This window comes from Stieleria varia (genome assembly GCF_038443385.1).
GTDB lineage: Bacteria > Planctomycetota > Planctomycetia > Pirellulales > Pirellulaceae > Stieleria > Stieleria varia.
On record NZ_CP151726.1, the window covers coordinates 6809801 to 6828433 of the forward strand.

General features: G+C 56.7%; 11 protein-coding genes. 7 read left to right on the forward strand and 4 right to left on the reverse strand.

From position 1 onward, the window contains the following. Positions 1-63: 63 nt before the first annotated feature. Both glgC and Pla52nx_RS22735 read right to left on the reverse strand, forming a co-directional pair. Positions 64-1434, reverse strand: coding sequence for a glucose-1-phosphate adenylyltransferase (gene glgC, locus Pla52nx_RS22730; RefSeq protein WP_197455148.1), 1371 nt, complete (start codon positions 1432-1434; stop codon positions 64-66). Between the two features lie 36 nt (positions 1435-1470). Beyond that, entirely contained in the window at positions 1471-1809 is a 339-nt protein-coding gene (locus Pla52nx_RS22735) for a TraR/DksA family transcriptional regulator (protein WP_146523680.1), read from the reverse strand. Between the two features lie 333 nt (positions 1810-2142). Here Pla52nx_RS22735 and Pla52nx_RS22740 point away from each other — a divergent pair, with 333 nt between their 5' ends. Next, positions 2143-2763 (forward strand): Hsp20/alpha crystallin family protein, encoded by a 621-nt coding sequence (locus Pla52nx_RS22740; RefSeq protein ID WP_197455147.1) that lies wholly within the window; start codon positions 2143-2145, stop codon positions 2761-2763. Between the two features lie 309 nt (positions 2764-3072). Here the strand turns inward: Pla52nx_RS22740 and Pla52nx_RS22745 are convergent, their stop codons facing one another. Next, the gene (locus Pla52nx_RS22745; protein WP_231742851.1) at positions 3073-5571 is read right to left on the reverse strand and encodes a sulfatase-like hydrolase/transferase; all 2499 of its coding nucleotides are present in this window, start codon (positions 5569-5571) and stop codon (positions 3073-3075) included. 408 nt (positions 5572-5979) lie between these two features. Here Pla52nx_RS22745 and Pla52nx_RS22750 point away from each other — a divergent pair, with 408 nt between their 5' ends. Then, complete coding sequence (locus tag Pla52nx_RS22750; protein WP_231742849.1) at positions 5980-7614, forward strand: TolC family protein; 1635 nt, start codon at positions 5980-5982, stop codon at positions 7612-7614. A gap of 787 nt (positions 7615-8401) precedes the next feature. On the opposite strand, the gene Pla52nx_RS22755 is transcribed toward Pla52nx_RS22750, so the two are convergent. Then, positions 8402-9460 (reverse strand): DnaJ C-terminal domain-containing protein, encoded by a 1059-nt coding sequence (locus Pla52nx_RS22755; RefSeq protein WP_231742847.1) that lies wholly within the window; start codon positions 9458-9460, stop codon positions 8402-8404. Positions 9461-9610: 150 nt separating this feature from the next. Between Pla52nx_RS22755 and Pla52nx_RS22760 the strand changes: the two genes are divergently transcribed. The 5 genes from Pla52nx_RS22760 (at position 9611) to Pla52nx_RS22780 (ending at position 18423) form a co-directional block, all read left to right on the forward strand. After that, positions 9611-11281: a hypothetical protein gene (locus Pla52nx_RS22760; RefSeq protein WP_342190218.1), complete on the forward strand. Its 1671-nt coding sequence runs from the start codon at positions 9611-9613 to the stop codon at positions 11279-11281. 126 nt (positions 11282-11407) lie between these two features. Further along, on the forward strand, positions 11408-13648 hold the full coding sequence (locus tag Pla52nx_RS22765; RefSeq protein ID WP_146523676.1) for an NADP-dependent isocitrate dehydrogenase: 2241 nt from the start codon (positions 11408-11410) through the stop codon (positions 13646-13648). A gap of 159 nt (positions 13649-13807) precedes the next feature. Further along, positions 13808-15385: an ISKra4 family transposase gene (locus Pla52nx_RS22770; protein ID WP_197455184.1), complete on the forward strand. Its 1578-nt coding sequence runs from the start codon at positions 13808-13810 to the stop codon at positions 15383-15385. A gap of 1482 nt (positions 15386-16867) precedes the next feature. Next, positions 16868-17038, forward strand: coding sequence for a hypothetical protein (locus Pla52nx_RS22775; RefSeq protein ID WP_197454191.1), 171 nt, complete (start codon positions 16868-16870; stop codon positions 17036-17038). A 125-nt stretch (positions 17039-17163) separates the two neighbouring features. Continuing rightward, positions 17164-18423 (forward strand): DUF1559 domain-containing protein, encoded by a 1260-nt coding sequence (locus Pla52nx_RS22780; RefSeq protein ID WP_146517956.1) that lies wholly within the window; start codon positions 17164-17166, stop codon positions 18421-18423. Positions 18424-18633: the final 210 nt, after the last annotated feature.

Consider the following 18633-nt stretch of genomic DNA (forward strand, 5'->3'; position numbering starts at 1 on the left):
GAGATTTGCTCGGCCTACGTTGAGTCGTGTCCTGGATTGTTCATCAGCCGCTGCCGCAAACGGTTATTGAGTTTCAGAATCAACCACCACCGGTTTGAGCTTCAAATGGCTTTGACCAATTGCCCGCGAAGTACTGTGAACATATCGCCGCGCGGTCCCGACCGAATTGGTCATACGCTCCGCAAAGACATAGCCACTGGGAACAACGACAATCCCCGCAGGTGAGACATAAAACCTCCTGGCGTCACGATCGGGATCAACGCCGATGGTTTCCCCAGCGGGGATCTGAACGCGTTTGTCCACGATACAGTTCCTCAAGATCGCGTTCTGGCCCACCGTGACATCGTGAAATAAGACGGAGTCGTGAACGTTTGCCCCGCGTTCGAATTGGACGTTGGGCGAGATCACACAGTGCTCGACGTTCGCGCCACAGACTCGCACACCATTGCTCAGCAACGTCTGGCTCACGACACCGGGTCTACCCGATGGATCGTCACAGATCATGGCGGGCGGGGCAGCGACATCGTATTTTCGAACCGGCCAATCTTGGCAGTAGAGATCCAGTGGCGGATGCGTCTTCAACAAATCCATGTTGGCGATGTAGTACGAGTCGATCGTGCCGACATCACGCCAGTAGGGCTGCACAGTACTCTGACAGGCATCGCTCTGACAGGCATCTTGGCCGTGACAAGCATCTTGCATTGGATGGCCGATGACACGGTAGTTGTCGATCATCCGAGGGATCAGGTCCTTTCCAAAATCATGGGAGGAACTCGCGTCGGCGTGATCACGGATCAACTCCCGAAAAAGTGTCTCCGCACTGAAGACGTAAACTCCCATCGACACCAACGCTTGATCAGGTCTGTCGACGGATGGTTGCGGTTCCGTCGGCTTTTCGTTGAACTCGTAGACTCGATGATGTCGATCGATCGACATCACACCGAATGCACGAGCATCATCAATGCCGACCTCCATGCACGCGATTGTCACATCAGCACCTCTTGAGAGATGTTCATGGATCATCTGCGTGTAATCCATGCGGTAAATATGGTCACCCGACAGGACGACGACCATCTTGGCTCCGCTGTTTCGGATCAAGTCATGGTTCTGATAGATCGCATCGGCCGTTCCCGCGTACCAGGAATCTCCGGTTCGCATCTGCGGTGGGACATCCATGATGTACTCCCCCAGGTCAGGATTGTAGATTCCCCAGCCATCACGCAAGTGTTTCTGCATCGACAGCGATTTGTACTGAGTCAGCACCAGGACTTGACGCAAACCCGAATGCAAACAATTGCTGAGTGTGAAATCGATGATGCGATACTGGCCGCCGAAAGGAACCGCCGGCTTGGCCCGGTGCATCGTCAATGGCGCAAGCCGCGAGCCCACGCCACCCGCCATGATGAAGGTGAGCGTGTTGGAAAGCACAGTCATGGTCAGTCGCTCCGGTAGCGAGTTTCATTTGCCAAGTCAAGCTTGCGAACATCGCATGCAGGATGTTGCGTAGGGCAATAACTCCAGCCGACCGGGATCGATCTCCGCGTTGCAATGTGTACAGATGCCGTATGTCCCCAATTCGATTTGACGCAGCGCGCGATGAATTTGCTGGATCTCGGCCAAGTTCGCGTTGCCGATCGACGATAAGACTTCGTCGTCCTCCAACTCCACGGCGCGTTCCTCCCAATCGTCGTTGGTCTTGCGGGAGAGATCCGAATCGATTCTCTCTGTTCGCGCCACCAGCTCCTGAAGCTTGGACTCCAATTGCTGCCGGGTTCTGTCGAGCGATGCAGCGTCAGCTTGAGTTTTCATGGATCATTTTTGGGGTTGGAGAGAGAGGCAAAGTCTATAAGCCGGTGATAGGCGTGTGGGCAATTCTTATGCCGTGCCTTCATGATTCAGGAAAACGGCTGATTCACTCATCTCCCTCGGAGTTTTTCACATCACCCACGTGCCATCGCGTACCAAGACGTGCCATGACGCACAGTGCGTACCAATGTGAGACCGAGAGTGCGCTTGGGTGTCATGGCCGCAAACACTGCAACATGACACACAGTCTGCCATGCAGTGCAAAAAAACGCATGGTTTCGCGGCGTCTCAGTGACGCGGCGCTCCGCAATGATCATCCGCCTTGATCCGGTCCTCATGTCAAAGAAGGATTGGCACGACGATTGCGGCGTCTGGACCACGACGATTGCGGCGTCTGGACGACGAATGGTTGATGACGCCTTGGGGCAGGATCATGGAGCTTCAAGCGGTCCACCGAAAACTTCGTTTCGTATTCACGTTAAGGGAAAAAAGATGGGCATGCTCTCACGTCAGCTTCACTCCGCTCCCAGTGCCATTGATCGTATGCGTGAGGAGTTCGATCGGGCGCTTCAGAATCTCTGGAACGGCAACGGAGAGTGGGAAGGAGCAACAAGCGTCGGCAAATGGGAACCGAGTGTCGACATTTCAGAAACCGACTCGACACTGGAGGTCAAAGTGGACTTGCCGGGTATCAAACCGGAGGACATCGACATCAGTGTCACCGACGACATGTTGACGATCAAAGGACAGCGACAAGAAGAAAAGAAGACGGAAGACAAGGAACGCAAGGTCCACCGGGTAGAACGTCACTACGGATCGTTCTATCGCAGCATTCCACTACCACCGGGCACCAAGCCCGACGATGTGGTAGCGGAATCAGATCACGGAGTGGTCACGATCACGTTGCCAAAGACGGAGCCGACCAAGGCCAAAAAGGTGTCGGTAAAACCCAAATAGACGCGAGCGTCGTTGTTCAAGCGGGGCTCCCCAAACCGTTGGCTGCGTATCAAGGAGCCCCGCTTGCACGGTTTAGCCGTAGTGGATCTTGTTAAAGATCCCACCGCTACAGGATCTTCAACTACCCTAAAGATAAGCGGGACACTATCGCGTGGCGGCTGATACGCGAATCCTGTTTTCGCACGCACCCCAGCGTTTCTTTCACTCGCGTCGAACCTGAATCTCTAAACGCATCGTCAAGACAGTTGAGAAAAGCTGGCTTGATTCTCAAACAATTCGTTGACGCAGGTGCTTGCTGACGTCAACCCCTTACTGCGTCAAACTTTGAAACGCACTGAAATACCTTCGCCCAAACTCCTTGAGTGATGCGGTATTGAAGTGCACCAAATCGGAGTTGGCGGTGAGGCCGTCCGAGGGGACGTAACCGGTATGGGGCATCTCCTGAGCCAACTCACGGTGGGCTGCGTCGATCTTCTTGCGTGCTTCATTCCATGGTCGCTCGGCAAACTGCCCCAGTCCTCCAATCAAGATCGGAACGTCGCCACCGGACAGTGTTCGTAAACGCTCCAGAGTGTCTTGCAGCTTTGGCTTGTAGATCTTTGCCGCATCGTCGTTGGAATCGGATTCACCCTGATGCCACAGGATTCCTTTAACGGCCCCCGATTGCTTAGCCAACTCAATGCGTTTCGCCGCGTCGTCGTAAGGATGCGTTTTGGTGCTGGAGTGGTATCCGCCTGGTTGCCAAGCGGAGATCGGAGAACCGCCCACGGCACAAGGAATCAACCCGACCGTGACATCCGGGTTCGCCTTGGCGTACTGGATGGCAAAGGTGCGTCCCAAACCGACGCCGGCAACGGACTTGTCAAAGTGGACCGGGGCGATCGCGGGCACCCACTGGCCTGCCTTATTGAGCATCATGACGTTGGGAAACGGCTGGCGGTCTTCGTCACCCATTTTCCCTCGTCCAGCCATGTTGGACTGACCGGCCAGCACAAACAGATGCATGGGTTTGGCGGACTCCGATTCCGTGCGGACCAAGGTCACGCCGCCGAGATCGAGGTGAAACGTCGACTCGGCATCCGCCGTCAGCTTCAGCGTCTTGACCTGTGATGTGTCGGCGACTTCGATCGTCCCCAAGGACTTGCGGTCAAACTCCATCATCAGCCGAGGCTGGGAATCGGTATCCAAGTCCGGCCGAACGACGCGTTGGTGAGAAGTCAGAGCAAGTGCACCCGTTGTGGATCGATCGTCGATCGACGCCGTGACCTGAGTCCCTGCGACGCTTGCATTGGCGTGCACGATGATTTCGTAGTTTCCCGGTTGATGGAATTGCACGTCAAAGGAAACTGAGTCGGTCGGCCGAGTCCAGTTGCTGAGCCAATCGTGCGCCCATCCGTTGCCGTTGGCAAAGCCGATTTCGCCAGATGAGTGTGCTTCGACCGCCGGCAGAAACACACTCGGTACTTCCTCGTATCCCACCGGGATCGGACGCGGAGCGGTGATGATGGGCTGAACTTGCCGGTGGTGCCGATCGATGGCTGCAGAGAGTCGGTCCACGATCTCGGGGTGCTGTTTCGAAATGTCAGTCGCTTGCCCAGGGTCGGTTTGCATGTCAAACAGTTGCGTTTTGCCCTTTTCGATTGTCAATCGAAACCGCTGGTCGCGCGCGGCGGCGCGTCCAAGTTGATCGAGGTTCGCTTTGTCGGGGCGAGAAGTGATCAGCACGCGATCGGCAAAACTCTCGTCGCTGCCGTCTTTCAACAGTCGCACCAAACTACGGCCATCCAAGGGGTGGGCCGGTTTCCAATCGATCCCGGCGAGTTCGGCAAGCGTTGGCAGCAAGTCGATGTGAGCAGCGATCTGCTGGCAGTCCTTTGCCTGAAGCTGCCCCGGCCATCGGATGAAACACGGCACGCGAACCCCGCCTTCGTGGACACTTCCTTTGGCGCCCCTCATCCCGCCGTTGTAACGCGGTCCGTTCGGGCCGTTGTCGGTCAAGAAAACGACGATCGTGTCGTCACTGAGTTGCCGCTGTTGCAACTTGCTGAGCAAACGACCAATGTTGGCATCGATGTTTTCGACCATCGCATACACGGCAGCCGTTTTTGCGGACAGTATTCCGTCGCTGTATTTGCTGAACCACTGCTGAGAGATTTGAAAAGGTCCGTGCGGTGCGTTGTACGGGACGTAACACAGAAAAGGTCGCTCGCCTGCTTCGTCGATGAAACTCAACGCAGCGTCGGTGATCAAGTCCGTGATGTATCCCTTTGTTTCAATGGCCTTGCCGTTGAACTCCAAAATCGGATCGTCGTAAAGATTCCAGTGACCACCGCAGAATCCATAAAACTCCTCGAAGCCTTGACCGAGTGGATGGTTGGGATACTGGGCACCGTTATGCCACTTTCCAAAACAGCCCGTGCGATAGCCTGCGTTGGCGAAAACCTCCGCCATGGTTTCTTCGTCGCCTCGCATCACCTCCAATCTTTCCGAGACACCCGCCACGCCACAACGTCCTGGATAGCGCCCCGTCAAGAGAGCGGCACGGGTCGGTGCACAGACAGGAGAAACAAAGAAACGCTGCAAACGAACGCTTTCGTGACTCAACTGATCCAAGACGGGTGTGTTGATCGAGTCGTTCGCATGGCAATGCAAATCACCCCATCCTTGATCGTCCGTCATGATCAAGAGCACGTTCGGAGGCTTGCTGGCATTGGAGGAATCGGCTGCCACGAGGGAAAACGGCAGGATCGCGGAAACCAATCCAAGCAGCATGCCGAGTCGTCCGGCAAGAATGAGCGTTGATGTCATGTTGAGTTCTTTCTCTGGCGAATCCCGCTACGGGGCGCTAAGTACGTCAGTCTTTCCAGACTGACATTCAGGGGAGTACGTCAGTCTTTCCAGACTGACATTCAGGGGTACGTCAGCCTGGAAAGGCTGACGTACTTGTTACGGGGTGCGGATAAGTTTAACGGTTGTATCAGAAGTGAACTGAGGAATGTTTCGATTCGACCAGCCGAGCCGATCGAGTCGATCCTCACTGCACAAGGCATTCACACACCGCCAAACACCGCACGGACGCGAGCTTTGGCGCCCCCCCCATTGTATCTGGACAAACACGTTGAATGAGCCGCGTTTGCGGTGAGACGATTCGCGTGAAATATCCAGAATCTGGGTGCTGTCCAATACTTCATGAAACTCTCGCTGCGCATGGATGCCATGAGAATCAAACGTAAACGCCTGTCTCTATCGTGTTTCATCGCCTCCGGTCTGCTGGTTGCGGGTGGATGCACGAGTGTTGGTCAATATTCTCACGGCCATGCCAAGACGGCGGCGGTAAGCCCACCTGCTGGATCCCTAGCGGTCGCTTCCTCCGAATCGACGGAGACATCGGATTCCTCATCGGATCTCGACTCGTCCTTGATCAACACTGTTGCGTACCATCTTGATGGTGACGGCGACTCGACGAAAGGCACCGCCAGTGATTCCATTCCCTCAGTTTCAGATTCTGGGGTGGAGAAACTACCGAAAGCGGTTGCTGCAGGACAAGAAGCAGCGAGAGGCAGCCTTTCCTTGGATTTCTCAACCGAATCCGAAATGAACCTTGGGTCGTTGATCCCGATCCGCATCGCGCCGGACGTCAGCTACACGCTTGCAGACTTGGAGCAACTGGCGCTCAACAACAATCCATCGCTCACCGCGGCATCGTCGTTGACGAACAAGTCCGCGGGACTTCGTCAACAAGTCGGAGTGCGTCCCAACCCGACCCTGGGTTACTTTGGTCAACAGATTGCCGATCGCAACACCGATCAGCACGGCGTGTTCGTGGAACAGGAATTCGTCCGCGGAAATAAACTCGCACTGAATCGACAAGTGCTCGCGCACACCACGAGTGCACAACGTTGGGAGATGCAGTCACAGCGATATCGCGTACTGACGGACGTCCGCACGCGGTTCTATGAAGCCGTTGCGGCACAGCGACAATTCGAGGCCACGGTGGAGTTCAGCCAAGTGGCTCGACGGGGCGTACAAGTCGCCGAGGATCGTCGCGAAGCTGAGGAAGGAAGCTTGGTGGAATTGCTGCAGTCGCAAACGTTGTTGAGCGAGATCACGCTGGCCGCAGAGCAGGCCGAAGTGGCGTATCGCGGTGCTTGGCAAGATTTGGCTGCCATCGCCGGATTGGATGATCCGATGCCGGCAAACCTTGTCACCGAGTTGCCATCGACCTCGATCACACCGAGCTGGGACGATCGTTACGCCCAGATCCTGGCTGAGAGCCCAGAGCTTTCTGTGGCCAATGCACTCGTCTGCGAAAAGCGAGCGTTGCTGAGTCGCCAGCAAGTGCAAATGGTCCCCAATGTGACGGCACAGTTGGGCGCTGGCTACGACCGCGGTACGGACAACGGCATGCTCAACGTGCAAGTCTCCGCACCGATTCCGGTTTGGAACAAGAATTCGGGAAACATTTCCGCCGCTTACGCGGATTATGTCCAAGCGATCGAGAACGTCAAGCGAATCGAACAAGCCATCAAGTCGCGATTGGCAAGAGCTGCGCAAGACTACGACTCGGCATTGGCCGCGGTCCGCAAGTACGAGCAAGAAATCATTCCACAAGCAAAGAAGAGTCTTGAGCTGAGCGAAGAAGCGTACCGTGCCGGAGAACTGGAGTTCCTGCAAGTCCTGATCGTCCGCCGCAGTTTCTACGAGTCGACGATCCGGCAAATCGCCGCACAGGGTCAGCTGGCCCAAGCCGGAGCGAGGGTGGACGGTTTGCTGCTGACCGGCGGATTGGACTCGCCAACGGACTATACCGACGGCGACGGAATCCGCGGTGCGTCCTTCGGCGGACAGTAAAAAAGTTTTAGTCGCAACACCGTTCAATGAGTTGCGTATTCCAATTAGTCGCAGGCCTGTCCGCGCAAGTCAACGATTGGAAGTGGCATAACGCTTGGCGGGGCACGCTATCGACTTGGAAAGTCGAGCGACGATTGTCGTTCGACTTTCCAAGTCGAAAACGAACACCAACAGACGGCCAAACAAAAATCATACGCGATCCAGTTGCGTTTGACCCGTAGCCGAAGGCGTAGGCGGAAGCGGCGTCTGAGTTTGCGGTGCAATCCGGTTGGTTGCGGCGATGACGCCTGCGGCTAGTCGTTAAACGACGTCCACTGACACCTCCCCCAAGGAACGAGACTGCTGATTTAGTGAGCCGCAAGGCGCTAGCCGCGGGCCTAATGGTGTTGACGGAACCCTTCGAAGCCCGTGGCTAGCGCCATCGGCTCACAGACACAATGCAACACGATTAAATCAGCAGTCTCGGAACATGGGGGAGGTCGAGCAGAGCCGTCCAGGCGAATGCGAGGGAGGGGGCAATGCGCACCGTTTGGGCATTTGAACTCGTTTTTCCCAGCGTAGGCCCCCTCCCGGATCTTGCTTCGCTCGATCCGACCTCCACCAGCTGCGCCGGGAGAGGTGACAGAAACTTGCGCAAGCGTCACAGTGCCACAACGCCAAATTTTGAACAGCCCAGCACTCGCCTAGCCCGGATTATGAAAAACAATCTGCATTTCCCAACGATGTCACAACTCATTGTCAAGAATCTGTTTGCGCTAAAATCTAACATCCTCATGAATAATCCGGCCTAGAAATGCAGGCCTTCACGAAGCGCCACCTGGTTGGCTTCGTCAAACTGCTTGATCAACTCGGCGGATGCTTCGTCGATCGAATCGGGCAGTTGGATTTGTAGCGTGACGATCAGGTCGCCGGCGGTGCCGTCTGACTGTTTGACACCCTGACCCTTCAATCGCAATTTCTTTCCGCTGCTGGATGCCGCCGGTATGTTCAGTGTGACGGTCCCCGAAGGCGTGGGAACGTCGATCGACGCACCCAAGACGGCTTCGGCAACCGAGATCGGCAACGTCAGTTCGAGATTCTTGCCGATACGACGGAAATGCGGATGCGGCGAGACTTTGATCAAGAGAATCAAGTCGCCCGCCTCGCCGCCGTTGAGCGACGGTCCGCCTTGATTGCGAAGTCGAATCTTGGCACCGTTCTCGATTCCCGGCGGGATCGTCACAGCGATCTTTTCTTGACTGCCGCTACCGCGACTGATGTAGAACTCCGTCTTGCCGCCTCGAACGGCCGTCTCCAGAGGCAGCTCCAGTTCGTGCCTCAAGTTGCCGCCTTTGGCCGGTGGTGCGGGGCGTCGAGCTCTGCCCGCGCCTGCTCCACCGCGTTGTTGTCCCAGAATCTGTTCAAAGAAATCGCTGAATCCGCCTTCGAATCCTCCGCCAGCTCCGCCGCCTGAGCGACCACCGAAAATCTGCTCCAGGTCCAAACCGTCAAAACTTGCCCCACCAGCACCGGGATGAAATCCGCCCCCGCGAATCTTTTCAAAATCGGCACCGTAACGATCATAGGCGGCGCGTTTTTCCTCGTCACTCAGGACATCGTAGGCTTCCTGAATCCGCTTGAATTTGTCGTGCGCTTTATCATTCGGGTTCTTGTCTGGGTGATACTTGATCGCCAGCTTGCGATGAGCCTTTTTGATTTCGTCCAGCGTTGCGTCTCGGCCCACGCCAAGGGTTTGATACAGGTCTTCAGCCACGGAGTCGTCTGCTATGGGATGTTCTTGAGTCAAAAAGCCTTGAGCCGAGTACTCGGCATCTTTCGTCGGCACATACGGAGTGCGAATTGCCAAATTGGCATATCGGTGATTGTCACGCCATGGGTAGCAAATGTCGATCCAACTGGCAATATTCTAATGTTCATCGGCAAAACCCTGTGAACAATGCTGCCGAGCGCCCGATTCAGCGAACGAATCAATGTCCCACGATCGAGGAAGTGGTCGATGCGGAAACTTATGTTTTGCGAAGAATTTGACTCGAATCCGTCCCTCGCTGCTCCAGCATCTGCGTCGATGAAGTCGGCTGGAAGACCGTGGTTTAGCTTGGTTGCCAAAGCCTGGAGTGGCGTCGCGTGCCGGTGCGGCGTCGTTTGCCTCGTCGCGACGACATGGGTAAGTTCCGCCTGTGGCGCCAATGGAACGCTGACGTTCACGGCGGACGACAAAGCCACCGGGGCATCGACCATCACGCGGATGGAGCTTTGGCGGGGCACACCGACCGGCAAGACCACTCCGGTGCGTCGCACCGTGCCGGCCGGCATTGGAGTCGTCTTGGATCGTAGCGTTGAATTGACGATGCCAGACGGCCCGTACCATTTTCGACTCATCCGCGGCCCCGAGTATCGTATCGTCACCGGCACGTTCACGTTGGAACCGACGAGCTTGGATGAAAAGAACGTACAACTGCCACGCATGGTCGACATGTTGTCCGAGGGCTGGACAAGTGGCGACTGCATGGTGGTGGCCTCGGAGAACAGTTTGCCGCTGCGGATGGCTTCGGAGGACTTGCACGTTGCTTCGGTGATGGGGCATCAAGACGCCAAACCGATCCCCTATCGCGACGCGGACTATGACATCGGTGGCGAACCGAAGTGGATCCGCGAGGACGTGTCGCACCACGACGGACTCGCGTTTTATGGCCTCGGTCCCGAGACCTGGAATTCCATCAGTGCCGCTGACACGATCAGCACACGACGACTTGTGATCGCATCGGAACGTAGCAATGAGGAGAACACTATTCAGATCGGCGTCGAGAATCCCTTTGCTTGGGAGCTACCCGTCTGGCTTGCCAGTTCACGTATCAACGGTTTCTTTCTGATGGGTGACTGGTTGCGATTGGATCGAAAAATCCTCAAAGTCGCTGAAGGTCGCGGGCCGCAAAACGTTGGGTTCGGTGATGGTCAGCAGTTGGGACGCTATGCCGAAGAAATCTATCGCAACATCTTGGATGCAGGTATCCGAATGCCTCCTTTGGCCGGTGGCGGTTCCGCATCCAACGGCACACCGGTCGGCTACAACCGTTTGTACGTGACCTTGCCGAGCGACGCACCGAGCGATCATGACGTCAGTGATCCCTTGGCGGTCACCGACGCACAGCAATGGTGGTCAGGCGTCTGGCGAGGCAACAGCGTCGCTACGAATGGCCCGATGCTGCGTCCAAAACTCGCCGGCAAGCTGCCCGGCCATGTGTTCACCGGCTCTGCCGGCACCACTTTGCAGCTACAGCCGGAACTGGAGCTGGCGGTTCGTGACCCGGTCGAGTATTTGGAGGTGATTCATAACGGACGTGTTCATTACAGCGCACGCCTGAAAGAGTTTGCCGAAGCCGGCGGACGCATTCCGATGATCGAGACCGATCAGAGCGGGTGGGTGTTCATCCGCGTCGTGACGTTGCACGAAGACCATTATCGCGCGGCCGTCAGCGCCCCGTGGTACGTCGAGATCAACGGCCGCCCACGTGTTTCCAAACGGAGCGTGGAGTTCTTTCAAAAATGGCTGGCCGATTACGAAGCCAAGTTGGTTGCCCTGCCACCTGAACGTTTGGCCGAGCACGCACCCTTTATTCGGGCTGCACGGACTTTCTGGCAAGCCAAAGCGGAAGTCGCAGTGGAGTGACGCCGGATGCCTCCCGGTGACAGACGCGGTGGATCTTGGTAACGTTTTGGCTGTATTTTCGCCGCGTTGACACGGTGCCAGCATAGTGCCAGCACGGTCGGCCTCTCCAGCAAAGCGTTGCCACTGATGACCAAGAACGAATCCGCCCCCGGCATTGTTTACACCCACACAGATGAAGCCCCCGCATTGGCGACTTATTCATGGTTGCCGATCGTGGAAGCCTTTCTGAGCACGGCCGGCGTTTGCGTTCAAACCAAAGACATTTCGCTTGCCAGTCGCATCCTGGCCAGCTTCCCAGAGGTCCTAGCGGAAAACCAGCGTCGTGAAGACGCCTTGGCACAACTGGGCGAGCTAGCGAACACTCCGGCCGCGAACATCATCAAACTGCCGAACATCAGCGCGTCGATTCCACAGTTGACCGAAGCCATCGCGGAATTGCAGGCCGATGGATTCCCCGTGCCTGATTTTCCGGCGGACCCAAAGACTGATGCAGAGAAAGCGGTTCGGGCCAAGTACGCCAAAGTGCTCGGCAGTGCGGTCAACCCTGTCCTGCGTGAAGGCAACTCGGATCGCCGCGTCGCCGCACCGGTCAAGAACTACGCCAAGGCTCACCCGCACTCGATGGGCGTGTGGTCCGCGGACTCTCCATCGCATGTCGCCAGCATGACCGAAGGAGACTTCTATGGCAGCGAGAAGTCCGCGATCCTGGACGATGCAGGTTCCTTGACGATCACGCTCAACGCTGCCGACGGGTCCACGACCGTGCTGCGTGAATCGGTGCCGGTGGAAAGGGGGGATGTTGTCGACGCATCAGTCATGAGCGTTCAATCGCTGCGAGCTTATCTAAAAAAAGAAATCGAAGACGCGCGGCAGTCGGGCATCTTGTTATCACTGCACCTCAAAGCCACCATGATGAAGGTGTCCGATCCGATTCTGTTCGGTCACGCCGTCAGCGTTTACTTCGCCGACCTGTTTGAGAAACATGCCGACACGTTTGCTTCACTGGGCGTGAATCCGAACAACGGCTTGGGCGGCTTGGAAGCAAAACTGGAAAGCCTGCCGAGCGACAAAGCTGCCGAGATCCGAGCAGAGATCCAAGCCACCTACGATGCCGGGCCCAAACTAGCGATGGTCGACTCCGATCGCGGCATCACGAATCTGCACGTCCCCAGTGACGTCATCATCGACGCCTCCATGCCCGCTGCCATTCGCAGTTCCGGAATGATGTGGGGACCAGACGGAAAACTTCATCCCACCAAAGCACTGATCCCCGACCGATGCTACGCCGGTGTCTACCAAGCGACCATTGATTTCTGTAAAGAACACGGTGCCTTTGACGTCACGACGATGGGCAGCGTCAGCAATGTCGGCTTGATGGCAAAGAAAGCGGAAGAATACGGATCGCACGACAAAACGTTCCAGATCCCGGCCGACGGAACGGTCACGGTAACCGACAACACGGGCAAAGTCATCTTTGAGCATCCTGTGGCGTCAGGCGATGTTTGGCGGATGTGCCAGACAAAGGACATCGCGATTCGCGACTGGGTGCGTCTTGGCGTCCAGCGCGCCCGACTGACCGGCGCGGCCGCCGTGTTTTGGCTCGACGAAAACCGTGCCCACGACGCAAACCTGATCGGCAAGGTCAACGAGTACCTCCAGGATCACGACACGTCTGGTTTGGAAATCCAAGTGCTCGCGCCCGTCGATGCCACATTGCATGCTTGCGGTCGTGCTCGTGACGGCATGGACACCATTTCGATCACCGGCAATGTCTTGCGAGACTACCTGACTGACTTGTTCCCCATCTTGGAACTCGGCACCAGCGCCAAAATGCTCTCGATCGTTCCCCTGCTCGCCGGTGGCGGAATGTTCGAAACCGGTGCCGGTGGCTCAGCGCCCAAACACGTCCAACAGTTTGTCGCCGAAGGACACTTGCGTTGGGACTCCCTGGGCGAGTTCCTTGCCCTGGCGGTCTCCTTGGAAGACCTCGGTCGCAAGAGTGAAAGTGCTGATATCACCGTGATGGCAAACACACTCGATTCGGCAACGGAAGTCTTTTTGCAAAACGACAAGTCTCCGAAACGGGGTGTCGGTGATCTGGATACCCGCGGCAGCCACTTTTACATGGCGATGTATTGGGCGCAAGCGTTGGCGGAGCAAACCGAGTCCCCCGAGCTGGCGGCAAAGTTTGCACCGGTCGCCGATGCGATGAAACAAAACGAAGCCACCATTGTGGGTGAGCTCGCCAGCGCGCAAGGCAGCCCGGTCGACCTCGGCGGCTACTATTCCCCCGACTGCGCCAAAGCAGCCTCAGCACTGCGTCCCAGCAGCACGCTCAACGGGATTGTTGAATCGATCGCTGAGTAGTCGACGCTTTGACGGAGCACCTGGGCTGTTCAAAATGAGTGTGACCGGCAACCCGCGAGGCTTCTGCGGAGCATTGCGGAATCTGGGTAAACAAAAAGCGGCCAACCTGCCATGATTTGGGTTCTAACTTCCAGGTATCAAAGGCAGGAGGCCGCTGAAATGAGCGTCGAACATTCAAGCGATATTGACAACCCCACTTCGTCTTCTTTTCCGCAGTCGCCCGAGCAAATCGCCGAGAAACTGCAGCAGTGCGGCGACACCATCCGAGAACACGTCGTCAATGCTTCTAAATGCGGCCAGTCTTTCGATGAAACCGAGCGTGCCGTGTGGAATCTTGTCTTGAAAACCGGCTTTCTGGCGATGGAGCTCTTCACCAAACTCCAAGGCAAGGGGGACCTTGGTGATCAAGCGGTCAGCGAATCAGGCAAAACACTGCGACGCAGCGAGAAACCGACCGACACGGTGGTTCGGTCGATTTTCGGTGAACACGCCTTTCAACAGTACACCTACAGCCCGGGAAAGAACAAGAGAATCGAACTGCATCCGATCAGCGCCCGCATGCAACTGCCGGAGCACCGCTGGTCGTACCTGCTCCAAGAGTTCTCCCAAATGTTCTGCGTCGAATCCGCATTCAACCAGGCCGCTGATAATCTCGAACTCGTTTTCGGAGCGAAATTCTCGATCGACACGCTCGAACAGACCAGCCAGAGAATGGGGGTCCAGGCCGATGCCTTTCTGGACGACTTGCCCACGCCCAAAAAGAAGGATGAAGCCGAGCTTCTCGTCGCTTCGGCCGACTGCAAGGGCGTTCCCTTGATCAAAGACGATGCCGCCAAAGTGGCTGCTTTTGAGACAGCAAAGAAACGGCCCGGAAACCGTCGCATGGCAACGGTCACGAGTGCTTACACCGTCGATCCCTATGTTCGCACAGCCGAGCAAATTGTCGCTGCCTTGTTCCGTGATGACAAAGAACCCGGCACGCAATCACGCAAGAGCAAAAAGAAACGACCGCGGCCAAAGCACAAGCATACATCGGCTCACTTTCCCGCGACCTTCGTGGACGACGATACGGAGGTTCCCATCAGCGGTATCCACGAGGGGATCGCATGGCTCGCAGATCAAGTCAGTGTCCGCCGAAAGAAACTCCAAGTGATCATTCTGTTAATGGACGGTCAGCAGAGCCTCTGGGAAGTCGCGCAGTTACACTTAGGCGACGATCCATTAGTGGTGCCAATCTTGGACATCATTCACGTAGCGACTTACGTGTGGGAGGCTTCGTCATTGTTCGAGAAATCCAGCGAAAAGCGAGCAGCGTTTACGCGGGAGCGATTGCTGAAAATCCTGCGTGGTGAGGTCAACGGGGTGATCCGAGGGCTACGTCGAATGGGTTCGCTTGGGAAACTCAAGGGCGATAAACTCAAAGACCTTCGACGCATCTGTGGTTACTTCGAGAAACACAAGGATCGGATGCGTTACGACGAATATCTTGCTGCAGGCTACCCGATTGCCTCGGGTGTGATCGAAGGCGCGTGCGGGCACTTGGTAAAGGACCGCATGGAACGAAGCGGGATGCGTTGGACGCTGGAAGCTGCACGGAGCATGCTCAACGTGCGGGCGGTATTTCAGAGTGACTACTGGGATAAATTCTGCAAACAGCGAGTCACGGAGTTGAGCGAGAGCACCCATCCAAACCGTAACATGGTCTGCCACTACACTCCGCTTACCATGGCATGTTAACCGGCGGGTTGCCGGTCACACTCGTTCAAAATATGGGGTTGACATTGTTTTTTCAGTCCATGTTTTTGTCCCATGCATCGCAATCAGAGTGAGCCTCAGGCGCTAGCCGTGGGCCGGCACCACAATCCGCCTCAGGCCCACGGCTAGCGCCTGAGGCTCACTGGGGGCCACCAGCTGGACTGCTCAAAGCTTGGGGTAGACATTGTTTTTTCAGTCCATGTTTTTGTCCCATGCATCGCAATCAGAGTGAGCCTCAGGCGCTAGCCGTGGGCCGGCACCACAATCCGCCTCAGGCCCACGGCTAGCGCCTGAGGCTCACTGGGGGCCACCAGCTGGACTGCTCAAAGCTTGGGGTTGACATTGTTGTTTCAGTCCATGTTTTTGTCCCATGCATCGCAATCAGAGTGAGCCTCAGGCGCTAGCCGTGGGCCGGCACCACAATCCGCCTCACGCCCACGGCTAGCGCCTGAGGCTCACTGGGGCTACCGGCTGCGCCGGGAGAGCCTCAGGCGCTAGCCGTGGGCCAGCACCACAATCCGCCTCAGGCCCACGGCTAGCGCCTGAGGCTCACTGGGGGCCACCAGCTGGACTGCTCAAAGCTTGGGGTTGACATTGTTGTTTCAGTCCATGTTTTTGTCCCATGCATCGCAATCAAAGTGAGCCTCAGGCGCTAGCCGTGGGCCGGCACCACAATCCGCCTCAGGCCCACGGCTAGCGCCTGAGGCTCACTGGGGGCCACCAGCTGGACTGCTCAAAGCTTGGGGTTGACATTGTTGTTTCAGTCCATGTTTTTGTCCCATGCATCGCAATCAGAGTGAGCCTCAGGCGCTAGCCGTGGGCTGGCACCACAATCCGCCTCAGGCCCACGGCTAGCGCCTGAGGCTCACTGGGGGCCACCAGCTGCGCCGGGAGAGGTGACAGAAACTTGCGGAACGCCACAGTGCCACAACGCCCAATTTTGAACAGCCAAATTATGATGAGACATCCGATTGTCCCGAATCGGCTTCTCCGGCGACTCCCATTGAGGGGCCCAGGGACTACACAACGCGTCCGCCGCTTCGCTAAGAATATTTTAAATTGATTGCGCGGAACATCGCTGTTTGATGAGCGTTTAATCTCACGTGGATTCCGTAGCTTCCGTGGACCGGCTTGTCCTCGCCGCCGTGGAACCAACCCGCCTGATTCCACTCTCAACCCTTCACCCCGAGTGCCCGCGTGTTGGCACCGAGTTGCATCAAAGGAACCGCCTCGACTGATCGAACCGCTATTCGATTTTGGCAATCGGCAACCGATGCCCTGAGCTGACGTTGACGCGTTGATGTTCCTGTCTTGATGCCTCCACTTTGAGTGAATCGTCACTCACTGCCGGGATGAAGTTGTGCGCCCGCAGCAGTCCCGCAGTGCGATGGCCTCAGAATCTGATCGCTTATTTACGTCCCAACGACCGCTTTTTGTTTCCCATCTGCTACCAGGTAATTTCTCGTGACCTTTCGATCTCTGATCCCTCTGCTGTTGTTTGTGTTGGTGCTGGCTGGTTGTGGTGGAGCAGAGCTGAAAAGCCCTAGCCAAGACCAGTTGCAGCAATATGTTTCCGAAAACCCCAGCGAGCTTTCAAGCGACGCGGATGTTGACGGAGGGCAGACGGCAAATTGACTGATCCGCTTTGATGGATAACCACTCCTGGATGCGATCGCATTCAGGTAACCCGCTCTCTACGTGTCCATGTCATCGCGACTGGATTTCTTTCGATTCATGTTCTCTTTTCAGTAGGCATTTCAGTGAAAAACCCAAAACACCCCGCGGGGTTCACGCTTGTGGAATTGCTGGTGGTGATCGCCATCATCGGCATCTTGGTCGGCCTGCTCCTGCCAGCCGTACAAGCGGCTCGTGAAGCCGCGCGACGCATGAGCTGCAGCAACAACTTCAAACAAGTCGGCTTGGCCATCCAAAACTACCATTCGACTTACAAACGTCTGCCTGCGCACTCAAAAGGCACGACCAACAAAGTCAACTCGGGGACTCCCAACCCATCGCTTCGGATCGGTGCACACAATCGAAACGAATTGAGCTGGTTGCCCGGACTGACTCCCTTCATGGAGCAACAAGCTCTTTGGGAACAAATCAGCAACCCGATGGACTCTGACGGCGATGGAACGATCGACTTTCAAAGCATGGGCCCTGACCCACGCATGAACTTGGCGGACCACGCGGCAGCCGGCAACGAGTACAGACCATGGCTGACCGACATCCCAACGCTTCGCTGCCCCAGTGATCCCGGACAAGGTTTGCCGGCACAAGGACGCACCAACTACGGCGCCTGCTTGGGTGACTCGCCTCACCACATGCACGTCGGACAAGAAGACGACCGCGGTGTGATGCCCAACACGAACTGGGCGCTTGCAGAACAAGCCGCTTGCCGAGGCTTCTTTGTCGCAAGTCGAGCGACACGTTTCCGCGACATTTTGGATGGATTGTCCAACACCATCGCCGCCGGAGAAATCGTCACAGACTTGGGCGACCGGGATGTGCGCACAGAACCCGCTGATGGCATCACCAGCATCATGGCGAGCTCGGGAAACCCCAGCGGACCCGACAATGCACTGGCTTGCCGCGGAATGCTGGATCCACTTCGTCCCACGCACTGGGTGGTCGGTGCGCCGTTCGTTGCTGCCGCAGCCGCAACCGGCCCTGCCGCTGAGATGACACGTGGCTCCAAATGGGCGTACGGACGTCCTCTGTTTTCCGCCGTGAATACCATTCTGCCCCCGAACGCGGAAATCTGTATGGAATCCAACCGGCATAACGAAGGCATCCTGCCTCCCGGCAGCCGTCACCAAGGTGGTGCACACATCCTGATGGGCGATGGTGCCGTGATCTTCATCTCAGATTCCATCGAAGCCGGCAACTCTTATGCTCCTCCCGTCCGCTGGGACACCTGGGCCATCAACACAGCAGGCTCGCAGAGCCCCTACGGTGTTTGGGGAGCAATGGGAACGCGTGCCGCGAGCGAAGTGATTCAAGAACAATTGAATCAGTAGCTTAAGTCTGCGGCTCGCATCAAAGCGGTGCCGCCAACGCATCCTTGATTCGGAGGATTGCAGGCAAGACGCCTCACTCCTCCGAACAAGATGCCTTCTTCGACGTCGCTGACAATTGGGATTCTCTCGTTGCGAATCATGTCATCCCGGATCTTCCATCAGCCGGAGTGCGTTTGCAGCGTGGTGAATCATCCAGCACTAGGATTTCGT

Excerpts from the sequence above, each read along its gene's own strand:
- Pla52nx_RS22765 (WP_146523676.1), top strand. The coding sequence starts at position 11,408 with ATGACCAAGAACGAATCCGCCCCCGGCATTGTTTACACCCACACAGAT.
- Pla52nx_RS22735 (WP_146523680.1), bottom strand. The coding sequence starts at position 1,809 with ATGAAAACTCAAGCTGACGCTGCATCGCTCGACAGAACCCGGCAGCAA.
- Pla52nx_RS22740 (WP_197455147.1), top strand. The coding sequence starts at position 2,143 with ATGTCAAAGAAGGATTGGCACGACGATTGCGGCGTCTGGACCACGACG.
- Pla52nx_RS22750 (WP_231742849.1), top strand. The coding sequence starts at position 5,980 with ATGAGAATCAAACGTAAACGCCTGTCTCTATCGTGTTTCATCGCCTCC.
- Pla52nx_RS22760 (WP_342190218.1), top strand. The coding sequence starts at position 9,611 with ATGCGGAAACTTATGTTTTGCGAAGAATTTGACTCGAATCCGTCCCTC.
- Pla52nx_RS22770 (WP_197455184.1), top strand. The coding sequence starts at position 13,808 with ATGAGCGTCGAACATTCAAGCGATATTGACAACCCCACTTCGTCTTCT.
- glgC (WP_197455148.1), bottom strand. The coding sequence starts at position 1,434 with ATGACTGTGCTTTCCAACACGCTCACCTTCATCATGGCGGGTGGCGTG.
- Pla52nx_RS22745 (WP_231742851.1), bottom strand. The coding sequence starts at position 5,571 with ATGACATCAACGCTCATTCTTGCCGGACGACTCGGCATGCTGCTTGGA.